Origin of the sequence: Granulicella rosea (genome assembly GCF_900188085.1) — a bacterium.
Taxonomy (GTDB): domain Bacteria; phylum Acidobacteriota; class Terriglobia; order Terriglobales; family Acidobacteriaceae; genus Edaphobacter; species Edaphobacter rosea.
On record NZ_FZOU01000003.1, the window covers coordinates 394,102 to 414,010 of the forward strand.

General features: G+C 60.9%; 9 protein-coding genes. 7 read left to right on the top strand and 2 right to left on the bottom strand.

Going from position 1 to position 19,909, the window contains the following annotated elements:
- The first annotated feature begins 237 nt into the window (after positions 1 to 237).
- The 7 genes from CHB87_RS11075 (at position 238) to CHB87_RS11105 (ending at position 16,372) form a co-directional block, all read left to right on the top strand.
- Positions 238 to 3,867 carry a TonB-dependent receptor gene (locus CHB87_RS11075; RefSeq protein WP_089408483.1) on the top strand — a complete coding sequence of 1,210 codons (3,630 nt, stop codon included), beginning with the start codon at positions 238 to 240 and terminating at the stop codon, positions 3,865 to 3,867.
- A 144-nt stretch (positions 3,868 to 4,011) separates the two neighbouring features.
- Entirely contained in the window at positions 4,012 to 7,461 is a 3,450-nt protein-coding gene (locus CHB87_RS11080; RefSeq protein ID WP_089408661.1) for a glycosyl hydrolase, read from the top strand.
- A gap of 217 nt (positions 7,462 to 7,678) precedes the next feature.
- A complete protein-coding gene (locus CHB87_RS11085) occupies positions 7,679 to 11,812 on the top strand; it encodes a beta strand repeat-containing protein (RefSeq protein ID WP_176441701.1) in 4,134 nt (1,377 codons plus the stop codon).
- 77 nt (positions 11,813 to 11,889) lie between these two features.
- Positions 11,890 to 13,191 (top strand): NHL repeat-containing protein, encoded by a 1,302-nt coding sequence (locus CHB87_RS11090; RefSeq protein ID WP_142988306.1) that lies wholly within the window; start codon positions 11,890 to 11,892, stop codon positions 13,189 to 13,191.
- A 270-nt stretch (positions 13,192 to 13,461) separates the two neighbouring features.
- The gene (locus CHB87_RS11095; protein ID WP_089408486.1) at positions 13,462 to 13,776 is read left to right on the top strand and encodes a helix-turn-helix domain-containing protein; all 315 of its coding nucleotides are present in this window, start codon (positions 13,462 to 13,464) and stop codon (positions 13,774 to 13,776) included.
- A gap of 175 nt (positions 13,777 to 13,951) precedes the next feature.
- On the top strand, positions 13,952 to 14,302 hold the full coding sequence (locus tag CHB87_RS11100) for a winged helix-turn-helix transcriptional regulator (RefSeq protein ID WP_176441702.1): 351 nt from the start codon (positions 13,952 to 13,954) through the stop codon (positions 14,300 to 14,302).
- An 18-nt stretch (positions 14,303 to 14,320) separates the two neighbouring features.
- The gene (locus tag CHB87_RS11105) at positions 14,321 to 16,372 is read left to right on the top strand and encodes a beta-galactosidase (RefSeq protein ID WP_089408488.1); all 2,052 of its coding nucleotides are present in this window, start codon (positions 14,321 to 14,323) and stop codon (positions 16,370 to 16,372) included.
- A 435-nt stretch (positions 16,373 to 16,807) separates the two neighbouring features.
- Here CHB87_RS11105 and CHB87_RS11110 read toward each other — a convergent pair whose 3' ends face one another.
- Together CHB87_RS11110 and CHB87_RS11115 are read right to left on the bottom strand one after the other, a co-directional pair.
- Positions 16,808 to 18,214: a sigma-54-dependent transcriptional regulator gene (locus CHB87_RS11110; protein WP_089408489.1), complete on the bottom strand. Its 1,407-nt coding sequence runs from the start codon at positions 18,212 to 18,214 to the stop codon at positions 16,808 to 16,810.
- Positions 18,207 to 19,862, bottom strand: coding sequence for an ATP-binding protein (locus tag CHB87_RS11115; RefSeq protein WP_089408490.1), 1,656 nt, complete (start codon positions 19,860 to 19,862; stop codon positions 18,207 to 18,209). The genes CHB87_RS11110 and CHB87_RS11115 overlap by 8 nt, the downstream gene beginning before the upstream one ends.
- Positions 19,863 to 19,909 lie beyond the last annotated feature (47 nt).

Genomic DNA, 19,909 nt, shown 5'->3' on the forward strand with positions numbered 1-19,909 from the left:
TCGACAGTGGCTGCCGCCTCAGCAAAGTGGGTTCCGCGGTTCTGAGAACTCGCCGCGTATCTGAGCAACGGCGCCACGGAAGGGTCTCGCTCGTTCAAAGGGGACGTGAAGTTCAAATTCCGGAGCAGTTCCCGGAAGAGCCCGTCAGCGAGAAGCGGCTCAGGCAGGCTTCGCGACCTCAAAGACGACACAACGATTCATCGATTTCGAAGCGCAACGATTCGGAGGAAGACGCACATGAAGCTTCATAGACTGACCCTGGCAAAGGGTCTGCAGCATATAGTTAGGCCGGGCCGGCTTTTCACGCGGGAATTTTTCAGGAGCGCTTTCGCTCTGGCGTTCCTCGTCCTCGTCTCCACGCTGGCACATGCGCAAGGCTACGGGACGATCACGGGCACGGTGACCGACGGCACGGGAGCGAGCATCCCCTCCGCTTCGGTGACGGTGGTCGATCTGAAGACCAATCGAAAGATCGAGACGACCTCGGGCAAGGACGGCCTTTACACCTTTCCTACGCTCGCCCCGACCGACTATACCGTTTCGGTCAGCGCCTCGGGCTTCCAGACCACGACCCAGACCGGCATCACCCTTCAGGCGAATCAATCGCTCACCATCGGTCTCGTTCTTCAGGTCGGCTCCGAAAGCCAGACGGTCACCGTCTCGTCCCAGGCGCCACAGGTGGATGTCAGCACCGGAACCTTGGCACAGGTGATCAACCAGCGGCAGGTCGTCGACCTCCCGCTCAACGGGAGAAACGCCGCATCCCTGATCACTCTCTCCGCCGGCGTCTCCGACGGTTCGAGCGCGAACAATGGAACGGATGAAGGCGTCGGCAAGACGTTTCCGGTGGTCGTGCTGGCCAGCGTCAATGGTCTCAAGAACGGCCAGAACAACTACCTTCTGGACGGCGGCAACAACACCGACGAGATGACCAACGTAAATGCGCCGTACCCATTTCCGGATGCGTTGCAGGAGTTCAGCGTTCAAACAAGCAACTTCGCGCCGGAGTTCGGTCATTCGGCCGGCGCTGTCATCAATATCGTCACGAAATCGGGCGGCGACAAGTTCCACGGCGATCTGTTCGAGTTTCTGCGAAACGGGTACTTCAATGCGAAGCCATACTTCGCGAACACAGCCGACAACCTCCACCGCCACCAGTTCGGCGGCACCATTGGCGGGCCGGTGCTGATCCCGCACCTCTCAACCGGTAAGACCACCCAGTTTTTCTTCGGTTACCAGCACACGCTGGTGCACTCCCTCTCGAACGCCAATACCGTGACCGTACCGACGCTTGCCGAAGAGGGAAGAACCTCGACCGGAGCCGCGGCTGCTTATGCCGACTACGGCAATCTGTGCACCGGCGGTTACAATTCGAGCAACATCTGCCAGACCGCAAACCAGATCATCCGAAATCCTTTTACGAATGCTCCGTATGCCCTGAACCAGATTCCGAGCAGCAATATCAGCCCGGCCGCCTTTGCGCTCCAGAAAGACTTTCCCACCTACGCGGGCACCGAGGCGCCAGGCAAGATCGGCGGCCTGGTGAGCTACACGCTGCCGACCGTCCAGGCATTCAATGAATACGTCGGACGGGTCGACCACCAGTTCGGCGCGAACGATCATCTCTTCGTCCGCTATTACTACGATTGGTTTCAGCAGGACCCCAATCTGAGCATCAACAATCTGCAGGCCTACCGGTCGTATTTCAACACCCGCTACCAGAATTCACTTATCTCCGAATCTCATACCTTCACCCCGAACCTGCTGAACAACTTCACGGCCAGCTATCAGCGCGAGGTAGCCCTGCGTGGCGGACCTCCGGGAAGCCCCTACATCACGGACTTTGGCGTCAAGAACCTCTGGCAACCAGACACCGGCCCCTACCTGCAAGCCATCGTCAGTGGATACTTCCAGGTCTCTTCATCAGCGTTCGCGAGCTGGCTCCGCAACAACTATACGTTTCACGACGATGTGGATTGGGTAAAGCGAGGACACAACGTTGCATTCGGCGCGGAGCTTGAACTCAGCAAGTTCGATGTCGACAACGTGAATAGTTCCTACGGCACCTTCAACTTCGCTCCAACGACCAATGCGGTCAGCGGAACTACCTATCAATACCCCAATGGAGCTGCAAACTTTCTCCAGGGCTTCATGAGCAGCTTCGTGCAGGGAACACTTGAACAGGTCGGAGATCGGGCCAAGTTTCCCGGAATCTATGTGCAGGATAGCTGGAAGGCGACCAAGCGACTCACGCTCAACTACGGTGTCCGCTGGGAGATGTTCGAGCCGTGGAAAAATAATATCGGATTCCAGCCCGTCTTCAAGCCTGCAGCCTACGCGGCGAACACCGGAAGCTCTCGTTTCACCAATCTTCCGGCAGGTGAGCTGGTCTATCGCGATCCCGGCGTGCAGCGCTATGGCGTCGGCAACCTGTACAAGCAGTTCATGCCGAGACTGGGCTTCGCCTACGACGTGATGGGCGATGGCAAGACATCGATTCGCGGCGGCTTCGGCATCTTTTATCAGGACCGTACGGAAGGGTTCTTCAACCTGAACCAATCCGCTCAGGCGCCCAATACACTCTCGGTCTCGTTGACCGCCCCGGCGATGTACAACCCGGTACCGGGAACCAATCCTGGCGGGCCGTTCGATAACCCCTACTGCACCGGCTGCGCCGTGGGCGCCTACGCGAATCCCTTTCCATTCGCTCAACCGCTGGCCTCGTCCACCGTCTTTCCAAAGCCCGTTACGGTGTACGAATACGATCCAAGCGGGAACTATCAGGTCCCCGTTACCTACGATTACAACGCGGTCGTCGAGCACCAGTTCACCGGAAGCCTCTTCGCCCATCTGGCCTACGTGGGCACGGGATCTCGGCATCTGTTCGTCTCGCTTGAAAACAACCCGGCCGTCAATACCGGATCGTCGCTCTCCACCAATCAGAGGAGGGTTTACAACACCGCGCCGACGGTCGGCCCTTGCACGACCTCGGTCGGCTGCCAGGCAAGCTACGGCCCCATCGACGACGCAGCCATGATCGGCAACGCTCACTATAACTCCTTGCAGGCGACGCTCGAGAAGCGCATGTCGCACGGCTTGTCGTTCATCGTCAATTACACCTTCTCGAAGGCTTATGACGACCTCGCTGTCACGAACGCTAACAACGACATCAACTCCAGCCAGTCCTACGTCTATCCCCTGTATCCCGCCAACGCGACGGGTATCCCTTCCGCCTCCTATGTGACGGACATCAAGGCCCTTGATCGCGGGTTGTCGGACATCGATCACACGCATGTGGTGTCGGCGTCTTCAATCTGGGAGCTACCGAAGCTGCACACTGGCTATCGCGCCGTCCAGGCGATCACGAACGGATGGAGGGTCTCCGCCCTCTTGAGCCATCGGTCGGGCGATACACTGACGGCCACCGCCGGACAGGATCTCTCGCTTACAGGACTCAATCAGGACCGGGCGCTCCGCAACTTCTCTCTGCCTGCATATTCCAAAGATGCAAATAACGCGGGAAATTGCGGTTCGCAAGCACACTGCCGCAACTTCATCAACCCCGCTGCCTTCTCCATGCCGGTCAACACCGACGCAACCCGCGGCTTCGGGAACGTGGTCAAGGATTCGATCCGCGGACCGGGGTATACCAACATTGATGCTTCGGTGGTTCGAACCTTCCCCATCTACCGGGAGACGGCCTTGGATTTCCGAGTTGAGTACTTCAACGTCTTCAATCACACCGAACTCGGCGATCCTGCCCTTTCAAGCCCACTGTCCAGCAGCACGAGCTTCGGCACCATCACCGCTTTGGCGGCCAATGCCGGTCCTCGTATCGCGCAGTTTGCACTGAAGTACATCTTCTGAGAAGCCGCAGAGCGCTTGAGCCGGACCCGCTTCGGGTGTCCGGCTCAAGCCCCTGCTCGAGTTGTCAGAAACTAGATTTTTTCGAGATCTTTAGTCGCCTGCCTTGTCTGGACGTTCCGCAACTGAGAAATGAAAAGGATGACGATGGCAACCGGTTCCCACTTTCCCGCGGCCCATGCAGGAGTTCTGCTTGTAAGCCTGGGCCTTGGAATATTTCTCCCTGCTCTTTCTCTCGCAGCACAGTCCTCACCGAAGCCGCCATCGGGTCCATCAAGCCGACCCGAAGCCGATTCAAAATTGTATGCAGGTTTTCTCAATCCTCCTCAAAGTGCGCGCCCGCGAGTCTGGTGGCATTGGATGAATGGAAATATCAGCGAGGAAGGAATTCGGCTCGATCTCGAATGGATGCATCGTGCGGGGATTGGCGGTTTCCAGCTGTTTGACGCCGCGCGTACCACTCCTCAGATCGTGCCGAAGCGAATCGTCTACATGACGCCCGCGTGGCGAGATGCCTTGCGTCATTCCACCCAACTGGCCGAACGATATGGCATGGAGGAAAGTATCGCCGCCAGCCCCGGATGGAGTGAAACCGGAGGCCCATGGGTCAAGCCCGCCGACGGGATGAAGAAGTACGTATGGAGCGAAACGGTCATCGACGGTGGCAGGACGTTTACAGGTAAACTCCAACAGCCCCCCATCACGACCGGATCGTTCCAGGATCGCCCCAAAGCTCCGCCACTCCTCACGACGCAGACGCCGGAGGAGCCGCCGATGTTCTACGCGGACTCGGCCGTGGTCGCATTCCGAGACAACCGTGGGAACACACCGGAGCCGGCTGCGGTGATCGACTCCAGCGATCGGACGCTGCTCCCGGCACTGCTCGCCGACGGCAAGCTATCCACCAGCGTGAAGCTCGCAATGCCGATCGTTGGAGAGAAGGCGTGGATTCGTTACAGCTATACGTCGCCTACGACGATCAGGAGCGTCACGCTCGCGACCACGGATCCTCTGCCACTGGTCGAATGGCTCTATAACCTGCCCTCTCCGCGCATCGACCTTGAGGCCAGCGACGACGGGAGCACCTGGAGAGAGGTGCAGGCGCTGCCTTCGCACGGCCTGCCACAGGTCACCGTCGCCATTCCGGCGACGACGGCGCGGTTCTTCCGTGTGAGCTTCCTCAATCAGGCGCCAGGCCCTGTCTCGGGATTCGCAGCCATGTTCGACCCGAAGGTCTATGGTTATCCGGCGCCGGTGGCGCGCACCAGCTACGAGATCAACGAGCTCGTTCTCCACCAGGAACCGCTCATCGACCATTTCGAAGCGAAGGCCGGCTTTCTGGCTTCGTCGCCCTCGTCCGACTCTGTCTCTGAGACGATGAACGCCGATCGCGTTATCCGCAGGGGCGAGGTCGTCGATCTGACCTCCAACATGGCCGCCGACGGAACCCTCACCTGGACACCGCCCGCCGGCCGCTGGGTTGTCCTGCGCTTCGGATACAGCCTCATCGGCATGACCAACAATCCCGCCGAGCCGGAGGCGACAGGCCTCGAGGTCGATAAGCTCGATGGCCAGGCCGTTCGTCGGTACCTGACTGCCTACCTCGACAGCTATCAGGAGACCCTCGGCGCCGAGATTGGAAGGCGCGGAGTCACGTATATGGTCAATGACAGCTGGGAAGCAGGCCCCGAGAACTGGACGCCGCGTATGCTTGAGGACTTCCGGCAACGGCGCGGGTACGACCCGGCGCCCTGGCTGCCGGTGCTGACCGGGCGCATCGTCGACAGTCCCGCGGCCAGCGAACGATTCCTCTGGGACTTCCGCAAGACCATCGGCGACCTGATCGTCAGCCAACACTATGGCGTGCTTCAGGACGTCCTGCACTCTCGCGGGATGGGACAGTATGTCGAATCCCACGAGAGCGGCCGGTCCTTCAATGCGGATGGCATGGAGGTCAAGAAATTCAGTCAAGTCCCCATGGGAGCCATGTGGGCGAGAGACGAGAGCAGCACCACGCCGCCGTATAACTACGACGCCGACGATCGCGAGACTGCCTCCGTCGCGCACATCTACGGGCAAAACCTCGCCGCGGCAGAATCCTTCACGGCGAATGAGGCTCCGTACAGTTGGTCGCCAGCCACGATGAAGCGCACCGCGGATCTGGAGTTTCTGAATGGTATCAACCGAATCGTCGTCCATACTTCGGTGCACCAGCCACTGGTCGATGCAAAGCCGGGGATCACCCTCGGTCCCTTCGGGCAGTGGTTCAATCGAAACGAGACATGGGCCGAACAGGCTCGGCCGTGGACCGATTACCTTGCCAGGAGCAGCTACATGCTGCAGCAGGGCCACTTTGTGGCCGACGTCCTGTCCTTCTACGGAGAGAACACCAACGTTACGGAGGTTTATGGGGCGCGAACGCCGGATATCCCGCGCGGCTACGCATACGACTTCGTCAACGCCGACGCGATCGTCCATTCGCTCAAGGTGGATAAGAACGGCCGGATCACGACGCCGGGGGGCGGGAGTTATCGTTTGCTCGATCTCGGCCGGTTCAGCAAACGACTCTCCCTGCCGGCCTTGCAGGCAATCCGCAATCTCGTCGTCGACGGCGCATCGGTGGTGGGCATCAGACCCGAGGAAAGTCCCAGTCTCGCGGATGACCCAAAGGTGTTTGCAAGTCTATCCAGCGAGGTCTTTGGGGAAGGGAAGGGAACCCGGCATCTGGGCAAAGGTGTTGTCTATGTCGGCGACAACGTTCTATCGGCGCTCGACGCCATGGGCGTACGACCCGACTTCGACCCAGGGAAAGAGCCGGCGTCGACCGATCTGGGCTTCGTCCATCGCCAGCTTACCAATGGGGATATCTATTTCGTCAGCAACCAGGGACTGACGGTCTCCTCGTTCGAAGCCAGCTTCCGAGAGCGTGGCCGGATCCCGGAGCTCTGGCATGCCGATACGGGCACAGTCGAAGCCGTCTCGTATCGCACCCAGAACGGCCGGACGTATGTCCCAATGCAACTCAATCCTTCGGATTCGGTCTTCGTGATCTTCCGTCGTCCGGCGCTGAAAGCCACCCAATTCGTTCCTCGAACGGCGGAACAGGAACTTGCCAAGGTTGAGGGTGCGTGGGAGCTTGAGTTCCCGAGCGGATGGGGCGCACCGCCCAGGGCGACCTTGCCGGAACTGAACTCCTGGACAGAGAACAGCGATCCCGGCGTGAGGTATTTTTCCGGCACCGCGATCTACAGCAAAGTTCTCGATGTCCCCGCGGATTGGCTAGAGCCGCATCAGCGGGTTCTGATCCACCTCGGCGATGTCAAGAATCTTGCCAGCGTCAGTTTGAACGGACACGACCTAGGGGAGGTCTGGCACGCCCCATACGCCTTGGACATCACGTCGGCGTTGCGGGTCGGGGCAAACCGGCTACGGATCAGCGTCACGAACTCGTGGGTGAACCGGTTGATCGGCGACGAGCAGCCAGGCGCCGCAAAGCGATACACCTTCACGACCTATCGACCCTACACGCAGGCATCCCCCATACTGCCCTCCGGTCTGCTCGGCCCCGTCACGATCACGTCACTGCGCAGCGATTAGAGCGACGTTTGCCGATCCATGGAACTGGTCTCGATCCCCGCTTCAAACCTTCGAATTTTATCTAACGCTGGAGACCCTTATGATCCCTCAAGCTGCCCGGCTTCACAGACGTCCCGCCCTTTCCCGTTGTCTCGCGAACGTTTTCGCGCGCGTGATGACGATCTCTACGTCTTCCGTGTGCCTCCTGGCTGCCCTCTTGTCTGCCTGTCCGCAACGAATGACCGCGCAGGCGACGGTCTCGGTCAATCTCTCGAACGTGGTCAACGCTTCGGTCAGCCCCATGCTCTTCGGAGGCTCCAACTCTCCGAACCCGGCGGACCAACCCGTCGTCCTTCCCATGATGGCGAACTCGGGCCTGACGCTGATACGAGGGACCGCTCACGTGGACCAGATCGTACCGGCGAACACGACCGAGGCCGCATACGCGGCTTCCATGCCGAATGGCGTGGGCTCCTATGTGCCGGGAAGCGTCGCCGATCCTTCCACCTGGCAATGGGGGCCCGTCTCCTGGGCGCCCATCGCCAAGGCGAACGGCATCACGACGCTGATGAACATCGCGGAGGTCCCACTGTGGCTGTCCTATAACAGCACCAGCATCGACGATGCGCCGCCGAACAATGTGGGCTATCTGACCGTGTACGAAGACATGGTCTACAAGATCATCCAGCACGAAAATACAGCGTGCAATGGTGGGCAGTGTCTCACCTATCTTGAGATTCTCAACGAACCGGATTGCAACAACCTGCTGCTGGCGGCAGGCGACTCCAGTTGGAGCAGCGAGGCGGCAGCGGCTGACTCTGTCTACACCTACGCCGCGACGGGAGCACGAGCGGCCAACCCCGCGCTCATCATCGGAGGCGACGCCGAATGCAGAGACAGCGGAACCTTCGGTACGCTGTCGACGCTCCTCGCCGATGCCAACCTCAAGGCCAAAGGGCTGCTTCAGTTCGTCTCCTATCACGACTACAACCCCAGCGAGGCGAACGACAACATCACGACGCTGCAAGCGATCATCACGGCCGACGGTTATCCCGCCACGATGCCGATCTTTCTCGATGAATACAACTACACCTTCACCAATCCCAACAGCGACCCGCACGTTGTGGGCAAGGAGGCTGCGACCTACATCGGGGATCAACTCATCTTCTTCAGTCAGCAAGTAGGTCTCCAAGAGGCCGGCATCTTCACCCTGCTTCCCAATAACGCGCTGACCACGCCCTATGAAGACTGCAACAACTGCATCTTCAGCAACGGCCTTTATTCGGTCAACGGCGACGGAACCTATACCCTCGCTCCGCAGATGCGAGCCTACAGGGTCGCCTCCGTCGATCTGGGACTCGGCAGCGGCACATCGAAGGCCTATGCGACCACCTTCTCCGGCTTGAGCGAGGCGCAGGGCTTTACGACGCCCGGGGGGAATATCACCGCGCTGATGGTCAACGACAGCGCCACGTCCACGACCACAACGGTTACCTTCTCCAGCAGCTCCGCCGCCACAGGATGCGGCTACAACGTCTATGTGTATGTTGCCGATACCGGCACAAACAACGGCTCCTCGCCCTCCCAGGTGTTGACGAACCAGTGCTTCAGCGCAGGCACGATGGCTGTCGCTGGCGTCGCGGCTCCGGCCTACTCGGTCGTGGGTGCGATCGCATTTCTCAGCAGCCCGCAAGGCATCACTAATCTGGCCGTCACACCGGCGTCTCCCGGCGCACTGATGCTGACCTGGCAGGGAGCCTCCGGCGCGGCGAGCTACAACATCAACCGCTCCATCGACGGCGGAAGCACCTACTCTCCGCTCACCAACACGACCTCGCTCAGCTTCACCGACGGCGGTCTCAGTAACAGTGGGAATTACTGTTACACGATCCAGCCCATCAACGGAGCCGGTAACGGCCCAACCAGCGCCGCGGTCTGCGCCACGGTGACATCGAGCTTTCCCGTGACGGGCGTCACGCTGACGCCGGCCGGACCTGGCGCTTTTACGATTACCTACAACGCGTTGCCGAACGTGACCGGCTACCTCATCCAGCAGTCCGTCAACGGCTCCGCATACACGACGCTCACGACGGTGACCAACACGACCTACACCGAAGAAGGGCTTACGGTCGGGGCGTCGTACTGCGTCACGGTGTCTGGCGTCTTCGGCGGCGCCACCGCTGCTCCCGGGCCGCCCGTGTGCGGGACGTCTACTTCAGGCAGCGGTCCGAGCGGCGTGACCGTGACACGGACCGGAGACGGCCAGCTTACCGTGACGTGGTCTTCCGGCATCAACTATGCGGGCACGACGTACACCCTCAACCGCTCCACGAACGGGCAGGCCTACACGGCGGTCTCCACGGGCCTGACCACGACGACCTACGTCGACACCGGCCTGACCGACTACAGCAGCGTCTACTGCTATGAGATCACGGCTGTACTCGACGGTGTGTCGAGCGCGAGCAGCACGGCTGTCTGCAACTCGCCGGCCTCCTACATCGCCGTTCCGAACTACAGCTTCGAGACGCCGGTCACCACCACCTACATCTACGCTCCCACAGGTGCTTCATGGACGTTTGTGCCCTCGGTATCGCATGTCGGATCAGGCATCACGGCCAACGCCAGCGCCTTCAGCTCGGGTAACAGCAATGCGCCGGATGGGGTGCAGAACGCGCTCATCCAGGAGACGGGGACGATCACCCAGGCCATCCCCGGCTTCACGGCGGGCCAGCAGTATAAGATCACCGTCGCAGCCTCGCAACGCCAGAACCTGAAGACCCAGGTGGGGAACCCGTTCAAGATCAATGTGAACGGAACGACGATTGCTTCGCTCAACCCACCGCAGTCGGCCGCAACCTACTCCGACTACAGCGGCACGTTCACGGCGGCTAGCGCGAGCGAGACCATCCAGTTCGCTGGCACGGCCACGACCGACAATACCGTCTTCCTCGACAACGTCCGCATCGCTCCCAACCCGACCGCCACGCTGTCGATCAAGGTGCAAGCGGTCAATATTGCCCAGGGCGCGATGCTCGCCGTACTGAGCGCCACAGGCTCGTTCAGCGGTACGGCTCCGGCCGCCCCGCTGGTCTTCAGCGTGGACGGCGGCAACCAGGTTGCCGGCTCCTGCTCAATAACCTCGACGACCCTGGTCTGCAATGCAGCCTATGCTCCAACCAGCGCGCTGGCGGAGGGAACGCATACCATCACGGCGCAGTATGTCGGAGACGGGACGTACACCGCGGCGTCTGCGACGGGTACGCTGAACGTCGGCGACACCACGGAGGTGCAGGCGCAGTATGGAGCCACCAGCATCGTCTCGCCGGGCTCGACCAACGCCACGGTGTGCGTCGCCACCGCCAACGGAGCGCCAACCGGCAACGTTCAAATCTACGATGGAACGGCGCTGCTGACTACGCAGGCGTTACAAGGCGGAGTGTGTGCAAGCTGGTATATCTCCCCGAGCCTGTCGGTCGGAACGCATTCCCTGACCGCGGTCTACTCCGGAGACGCCAACAATCCCGGCGGGTCGTCGGCTCCCACGACCATCACCGTGGCCGCGGCGCCGGCGGGTATGTATTTGACGCCCACCAACTATAGCTTCGGCAATGTCAGACAAGGCTCCTCCGCCACGGAGATCTTCACTCTTGCCAACGGTGACGGAGCCGCCCACGCCATCACGTCCATTCAACTGACCGGCGAAGCCACGAACAGCTATAGCTCGACCAATACCTGTGGCGCCAGCCTTAACGCTTCGTCGACCTGCACCATCACCGTGACCCTGAAACCGACGGCAACCGGAGCGATCTCAACAACGCTCCAGGTCGTCGATGCGTCCGGAACCCAGACAGCCGCTCTTACCGGAACAGGCACTCAGAAGGCCAACGTCTTCGTGACCTTCACGAACCAGACCCTCTCGGTCTTCCCGACGGATCTGTCTTCGCAGGCGATCACTTCAAGCGGCGGCGGAACCGGGGCCGCGGTCGATGCTTCGGGGTCGGTGCTCTCCATCAACGCGGGCGGCGGCAGTCTCACCAAGTTTTCCGATCTGGGGTCCGTTCTCGGTACCTTGTCGGGCGGTGGTTTGTCGGGTGCAACGGCCTTGGCGATCGACGGGCTCAGCAATGTCTGGGTGGCTAATGGAAACGGCAGCGTGTCCGAGTTCAACAGCGGCGGAACGGCCGTCAGTTCGATTCCGATCGGCGCCGCAGCCAATCTTTCGCAACCGGCAAGCGTCAGCGTCGATGCCTCCGGCAGCCTTTGGATCGCCAACGCAGGCAATAACACAGTGACTGAGATCATCGGCGTGGCGGCTCCCGCCGCTCCCATCATCCAGCAGGTCGTCAATGCATCCCCGGGGGTGCGCCCATGAAGACGATGTCTCGGCCACTTTTCTCGCTCACTCTTCGTCGTTTCAACAACGTGCCCCATCCCGAAGGAGACATGCAGATGCCCGTCAAAAAGATGATCACCCCCCTGCTTGCACTGGTTGCCTGTTCTGTGTTGTTGTCGGGATGCAGCGCCGGTTTCCGTGCATCCTCCGCCGCTCCATCGAGCGCGCACCTGGAGCTGCAAGGCACGATTCACGGCGGGCAACAGCCGATCTCCGGCGCGTCGGTCGCACTCTATGCTGGCTCGATCAATGGCTATGGCTCCGCCGTGCAAAGCATCCTCCAAGCTCCTGTCACGACCACGTCGACCGGCGCCTTCAACATCACCGGCGACTACAGCTGCACCACGGGACAGCAGATGTATCTGGTCGCCACGGGCGGCAACACCGGCTCGGGGGTCAACCCCAACTCAGCCATCATGGCGGCGCTCGGAGACTGCGCCCAGCTCTCCGCCAACACCTACGTCAACGCGAATGAGGTGACGACAGTCGCGAGCGCCTTCGCGCTCGCTCCTTTCATGTCCGGCGCCTCCGCCCTCGGAACGTCATCCACCAACATCGCCGGCCTCGCGCGCGCCTTTGCGTCGGTGCATAAGCTGGTCAACACGGCGACCGGCGCGGCTCCGGGCGATCTGTTGCCCGCCGGCGCGACAGCCCCCACGGCCGAGATCAACACGCTGGCCAACCTGATCGCCGCGTGTGTGAACACGACAGGCGACGCCGGCTCCCTGAGTCTCTGTCATCAACTCTTCGTCAACGTGACCCCCGCCGGCGGCATCGTGCCCACCGACACCGTCGGCGCCGCGCTTGCGATCGCAAAAAATCCGACGTTGAACGTGCCGGCCCTCTTCAACATGATTCCAGCTTCGAATCCCTTTCAGCCCTCCCTCACGACGGCGCCCATCGACTGGACCCTCGCCATCGACTACGCGGGTTCCTTCAATAAGCCCACGACCACGGCCATCGATCAGAGCGGCAACATCTGGGTGGCGAACGCCGGCAACAACACGGTGACGGCGCTCGCGCAAACAGGCTCTCCCGCAACCACAGCACCGCTGTCCGGCAACGGCTTGGCGGCTCCGACGGCAGCGGCCATCGATGCTGCCGGCAATGCCTGGTTCGCCAATGCAACAGGCGCCGTCCTCTCCGCCTTCACTCCGTCCGGAACCGCACTTACGGGTTCTCCGTTTACGTCCAATGGGATCAGCCAGCCTGTCTCCCTCGCGTTCGATGCCATCGGCAATGTATGGGTGGCGAACGCCGGTAACGACAGCATCCTCGAACTCACAAGCTCAGGCGTTCCCGTGCAGCAGATCTCAACCACAGCCGCATCCAGCTCGATCGCGATCAATCCGAAGTGAAGATAACCCTCGCGAACGGAGGACTCCTCGGGATCTATCTCAGTCGTGGAGTTCTCCTTGCGAGGCGCATGGCCTCGCGCCCCGGGGACATGCCGTGTGGGGAGCGACTCTTCCGCGTCGTTGTAGCCGTTGCGTCAAAGTCAGCCCGTCGAACGCCGTCTTCCTAACCAGCCGCAATCGACTCGCGGGCTCAACCAAAGACGATATCGGCCGCAGCACAGGCAGCGCGATGATTGCGAGCGAGGCTAAGCCAGATCGGAGGAAAGCCAGATGATACGGAAACTGCCGCTCGATATCGCGGTTACACCCGAGTCAGACCATACGCTGGTCCAAGCAAGCCGCACCTTATCGGCACGGCGAAGACGTCCAGATGTCGACAGAAGCTATCTCGTTCCGACGCTCAGTAAGGCGATCGCCATCATCCGCCTCCTCGAAGCGAGTGCTGAGCGTCTGAATGTCAATCAAATTTCAGAACGAAGCGGCGTTCCAAAGAGCACCACCTACCGGATTCTGCGGACTCTCTCCGCCCACGGCTACCTTCCGCGAGGAGCCGACGGACTCTACTTTTTCGATGAATCATCCTGACTGGCAGTCCACTTGCCGGGCCGGTTGGCGTGACTCGGTCCCGTGGGGTGAGATTCGATCGAAGACTCCCGTTGTATGTGGAACCTGAGGATATGGGCTGCCGATGAAACGACCGAACCGCGAACGAGACATCAAGGACGTCCTGCGATCTTCCTCTCATCGCCGTGAGGCAGCCATGAGAACCTTAGTTAGCCTGCAAGGTAAGTGGAAGCTGCACCTTCTCTGGGCGTTGACCGTTCGCGCCGCGCGCTTTGGCGAGTTGAGGCGGGCCTTGCCGCAGACGTCCAGCAAGACGATCCACCAGACCCTCCGACAGTTGGAGGCCGCAGACCTGGTCTCCCGAACGGACCTCAGCGATCGAACGCTTCATGTAGAGTATCGTTTGACGGAAGGCGCCGACGTCGCCGTGCGTGAGCTGCTCGATCACCTTGAGGCGTTTTCGAGGCTGATCGCGGCTGCTCCTCGGCTCGAGGCGAACTCCGTTGGGGAAGGTGATTCCGACCCCGAACCTCAACCCCAGGATTGAACCGCATGGAGACACGCCATGATTCGTCAACGTCTGTTCGTTGTTGCCTGTCTTGCATCCTTCTGTCTTTCGACCGTCGCCCAAGCCCCGCTCCCGCCTCAACCGCGCACGCCTCCCCTGCTTCTCGGCGCGGCCTGGTATCCCGAGCAATGGCCGGAGAGCCGGTGGGACGCCGATCTTTCCTTGATGGAGGCGGCGCACATCCGTTTCGTCCGGGTGGGAGAGTTCGCCTGGTCGACGATCGAGCCTGCCGAGGGCCGGTATGAGTTGGATTGGCTGGAGCGTGCCGTCCGCCTCGCTGAAAAGCACCATATCGCTGTCGTTCTCGGCACGCCCACGGCCGCCCCGCCCGCGTGGCTGACCACGCGATACCCAGAGACCCTTCGCACCAAGGACGATGGCCGCAAAGACGAGCACGGCAACCGTCAGCAATTCGACTGGTCCGATCCCAGGTACCGTGAGTTCTGCCGTGACATTGCGGGGAAAATGGCCGAGCGCTTCGGTCACGATCGCAACGTGATCGGCTGGCAGATCGACAACGAGTATGCGAATGAGAGCTACGGCCCCGAGGATCGCGCTCGTTTCCAGCAGTGGCTCAAGGCGAAGTATACGACGCTCGATAACCTGAACGCCCGTTGGACGACGGCCTATTGGAGCGAGACCTTTCAGGACTGGAGCCAGATTCCCATTGCCGTCAGCTACGGAAATCCCGGTCTGCTGCTCAACTGGCGCGAGTTTGTCACCGATGAGTGGCGTAGTTACCAGAAGAATCAACTGGATGTCATCCGTGCCCATGCGGAGCGCCGTCAGCGCATCACCACGAACATGATGGGCTGGTTCGACTCCTACGATCACTACACGGTCGCGCAGGATCTCGATTTCGCGAGTTGGGACGACTACGTCGGCTCGGGCCACCTCGATCCCGCGCGCAACGGAGCGACGCACGATCTCACGCGCGGCTTTCTGCGCAAGAATTTCTGGGTGATGGAGACACAACCCGGCATGGTGAACTGGCATGCGGATAACAACATCCTCGATAAGGGCGAGGTCCGGGCGATGGCCTGGAACGCCATCGGCCATGGCTCCGAAGCCGTCGCATACTGGCAGTGGCGCAGCGATCTCAACGGGCAGGAGCAGTACCACGGTACGCTCGTCGGCGCGGATGGAACCCCCGTCCCCGTCTATGACGAGGTGCAGCAGGTCGGCGCCGATTTCGAAAAGGCCGGTTCCGTTCTCGCCGGCACGACCGTCGCATCCGAGATCGCCATCCTCCAGGACTATCCAAGCCGCTGGGCGATCAACTGGCAGCGGCATAACAAGGCGTTCGATCCGATCGAGTCTTTCCTCACGTACTACCGGCCGCTCCACGCCCTTACTGGTGCGATCGATGTCGTCTCCGACACCGCGCCGCTCAGCCGTTATAAACTCGTCGTCGCGCCCGCGCTGAACCTGCTCACGCCCGAAGCCGCGAAGAATCTCGAAGCCTATGTCCGCGCCGGCGGTCGTCTCGTGCTCGGTCAACGGAGCGCGATGAAGGATGAAGACAATGGCCTCGCTCCCCAGCGACAGCCCGGTCCGCTGGTCGATCTCCTCGGCGCCCGTGTCGAACAGTTCTACGCTCTCGAAAAGAATGTTCCGGTCATGGGCGAATGGGGCGCCGGGGAAGATTCCGTCTGGGCGGAACAGCTGGGCTCACTCAAGCCGGACGTGCGAACTCTGATGCGTTACGGGAAGAGCAATGGCTGGCTCGATGGTCAGCCCGCGGCGGTGACACGCAAGGTGGGCCAAGGGAGCATCACCTACATTGGGATGCAGCTTTCGGCGTCCATGGGCGCCAAGGCCGGGGCATGGATGCTCGAGGAGGCCGGAATCTCAGAGACGTTTCCCAATCTTCCGGAGGGAGTCGACCTCGCCGTCCGTGTCGGGGAAGGGAAGAGAGTTCTCATTTTGACCAACTATGCGGATCAACCCCGCGTCGTGTCTTTACCCAAGCCCATGGAAGATGTCCTGGAAGGAGGCCAGACACGATCCGTGAAACTGCAGCAGTATGGCGTCGCGGTTCTGAGGTGAAGTTCGAGACGTCATCCCCGACTCTTTGGGTCTCCATCGAGCTTGAACCGATCCTTAGGCTGTTTCCTCGAAGCGCCATTTCAGAGCGGAGCGAATCGAGATGGCGGCGGGATGTCGGCAGGAGCGGCTTGGGTCCGCAGTCTCTCTTTCCGTCTCCCGAGCGCAGACCTTCGATTGGATCCAATCGCTTCTCATCCGGCCACCAAACATCAAGCTGCTCTTGTCGAGGGGCTCGCCCAGCCCGTTGTGAGCAAGTTCCGCAAGCTTGTTCCGTGCCCCCGGACTTCAGCATGTTTACCTGCGTATCTTCTTCTCCTGATCGGGTTACACTTCTTCGCAGTTCCCGAACCTCCCCGAACACGGGGAGGTTGTTACTTTTCCATGCCGAACCTCCAAAGAGCGGAGATTCTCAGTCCCACACTTCGTTCAGGCGGCCTATAGCATCCCTAACTGTGTCAGCTTTTCGTAGAGTAATCGCCGGTGTATTCCCAGCCTGCGCGCGGCGTCCGACTTGTTGCCGTGAGATGCTTTCAACGCTTGTTCGATGAGATGCCGTTCCCAGCTTGCGACCGCTTCGTGGAAAGGCATCGCTTCGGCTGCCTGAGCGTCGAAGAGACCGGGCGTGGCGTTCTTCTCTCTCGCCAATTCTTCCTGGATGAGGTCGACCGTTATGGCGCGTCCTCCGGCTTTGACCGCGGCCCGCTCGACCAGATGCTCCAACTCCCGCACATTGCCTGGAAAGAAGTAGTTCTGCAGAGCCGCGATCGCTTCCGCCGAAAGGCCCGTCGAGGCGAGTTGATTTCGTTGTGCATAGCGCGCAAGGAAATACTCCGCCAAGGGAAGGACGTCGGACCGGCGTTCTCGCAGTGGCGGGAGCCGGACCGTAAAGGCGTTCAAGCGATAGAAGAGATCTGCGCGGAAGGTCCTCTGCTCGACATCATCCTCCAGCGGACGATTCGTCGCGGCAATCACCCTCACATCGGCATGGAGGGAAGCCGTTCCTCCGACCCGCTCGAAGGTGTGCTCCTGGAGCACGCGTAAGAGCTTGGGCTGAAGCGATAGCGGTAGCTCTCCGATCTCATCCAGAAAGATCGTGCCGCCGTCCGCAGCTTCAAACTTCCCCCGCTTCTGTGCGACTGCACCGGTGAATGCCCCGCGTTCGTGTCCGAAGAGTTCGGACTCCAACAGCTCGGGAGGCAGTGCGGCGCAGTTGAGAATGATGAAGGGGCGACGGCTTCTCGCGCTGTTTTGATGAATGGCGCGGGCGACGACCTCCTTGCCGGTGCCGGATTCTCCCAGAAGCAGAACGCCCACATCGGTTGCGGCGACCCTGCCGATATTCTTGAAGACTTCAATCCATGCAGGCGAGTTGCCGATGAGTTGAGGCTTCAACCCTTCGTCGGATTCGGTCAGGTCTTCCAGGGATTTGTCTCTGAACCGCTGCTGTCGTAACACCTCGACCTCGCGCTGCAGTTCCATGTGGCGGATTGCGCGTGCGACGGTGGCGAGGGCCAGGTCGATATCGAGAGGCTTAGTGATGAAGTCGTACGCGCCAAGCTGCATGGCCTGCATCGCATTCGGTCCGGTGCCGTGAGCGGTGAGGATGATGACAGGCATGGTCGTCGGCAGCCCTTCGGACCGGAGACTCTTGAGAAACTGCTCTCCGCCGCCGCCCGGCATCTTCCAGTCGCAGAGTGTGAGGTCGGGAGTCGTCGTCTGGAGCAAGGCGATCCCTTCTTCGGCATTCGTTGCGATGCGAGTCCCATATCCCGCATCCGACAGCAGTTCCCGCAACGTCTCTCGAAAGTTATGATCGTCGTCCACGATGAGCACTTCAGACATCTTGTCCTGCCTCTTGTTTTGCCATCCTTAGGGTATCCCGGTCCTTGCTCTCCAATGGCAGACGGAGCGAAGCCACAGCCCCGCCTCCTTCGCGGTTGGCGAGAAGCAGTTCGCCTCCGTGAGCCTGCACAATCTCAAATGAGATGGAGAGGCCGAGTCCCGTTCCCGTGTCCTTCGTGGTGTAGAACGGGTCCAGCGCATGACGCAGAGCTGCCGACGTAAATCCCTGCCCGTCGTCCGCAATGTCGATGCGGGCAAATGCAGCATCCAGCGTCGTGCGGATGGTTACGGTTCCACCTTCCGCGGCGGAATGCGACGCTGAGTAAACGGCGTTCTCCATAAGATTGTCGAGCACCTGGAGGAGTCGGCCGCGGTCTGCCATGAGGACGCTGTGGGTCGTTGCCTCGCAGATAATCTGGATGCCTTTGGCCGCTTCTTTCTCTGCCCACGTCGAGGCCGTGACCCTGCATAGATCGTCGAGCGAGATGAGCTGAAGTTGAAGCTGGATCGGCCTGGCGAAATAGAGGAGACGGCTGATGATGGTATCCAGACGGTCGATCTCTTCGAGGATCACGGCGCTGCTCCGCCTGGCAGCTTCCGCGTCCGTGGAACGCTGCCACATCTGCGTCCGCATTCGGATCGTGCCGAGTGGATTGCGTAGCTCATGCGCGATTCCGGCGGCAAACTGCCCCAGCGCGGAGAGCCGTTCGTTATGGCGCACCTGCGATTCCAATGTCCGCTCGTTCTCGATTTTTTCCTGCAAGGCAAGCGCCAGGGAATCGATACCGTGGAGAACGCGATCGAATTCTTCGAGCGGCGGACGGCCCTGCATCTGCTGACTGGCTGCCGGCAAGCCGCCCTCCATCGAACCCAATCGTTGGAGGACGATGTTCACCCCGCTGCGAATCTCCGTCGTCACGAACACGGCGAGCAACGCGGTGATCAGTGCGGCGATCCCGAAACCCACGCTTCCAAACAGGAGTTCGCGGTTTTGCCCGCCCTCGATGCCCGGTAGGCGCTCCATCAGCCAGGCAGCGCCAGTCACTTCGTCTGTCGCCTTGGCGGTTTGATCTGTCCGGGACGGCTCATGGATCGGAGCTGCTACGAAGAGGATGGCGTCATGCGGCCCCTCAAACCGAAAGGTCTTGATTGCATCTGCCGCTACCGCTTCACGCGCGAGATTTTCGATGGTGGGCCGCTCTCGCTCGGGCATACCTTTCTCAGCCCCTGGTCCCTCATGGGTCGGGAAGGCATACCCGATCAGAGCATCGGCTCTGGCAGCATAGAAGCCGCCCTCGACGCCATCCTCATGCTGCAAGGTCTCCGCCGTGAGTTCTTTCAGGAGATCGGGTTTCGGATGCGGTGGCCGGTCGCGCTCTGGGTGCGGTGGCGTCGGAGGAGCAGGCGGCGGTGGCGGTCCCGGCTGGATCGCTCGCAGAGAACGATCCGCCGTCCGGTGGTCGGCATAGTTCCGTGCCAGATTGGCCGCCACGCTGACAAGACGATGCTCGGTCAGGGACAGTGCTTCCGCATGGCGATTACGAAGAAATGTAAACAAGCTGAGAGCGGCGGCCGCGAGGAACAGAAACGTCAAAACGACGAGCAACAGGATGCGTGAGCGAAGGCTTCTCCAAAAGATCTTCGGCATTCCGCTCCTCTCTCGTCCCACTTTTGAGAACTTCTATCGAGCACCTG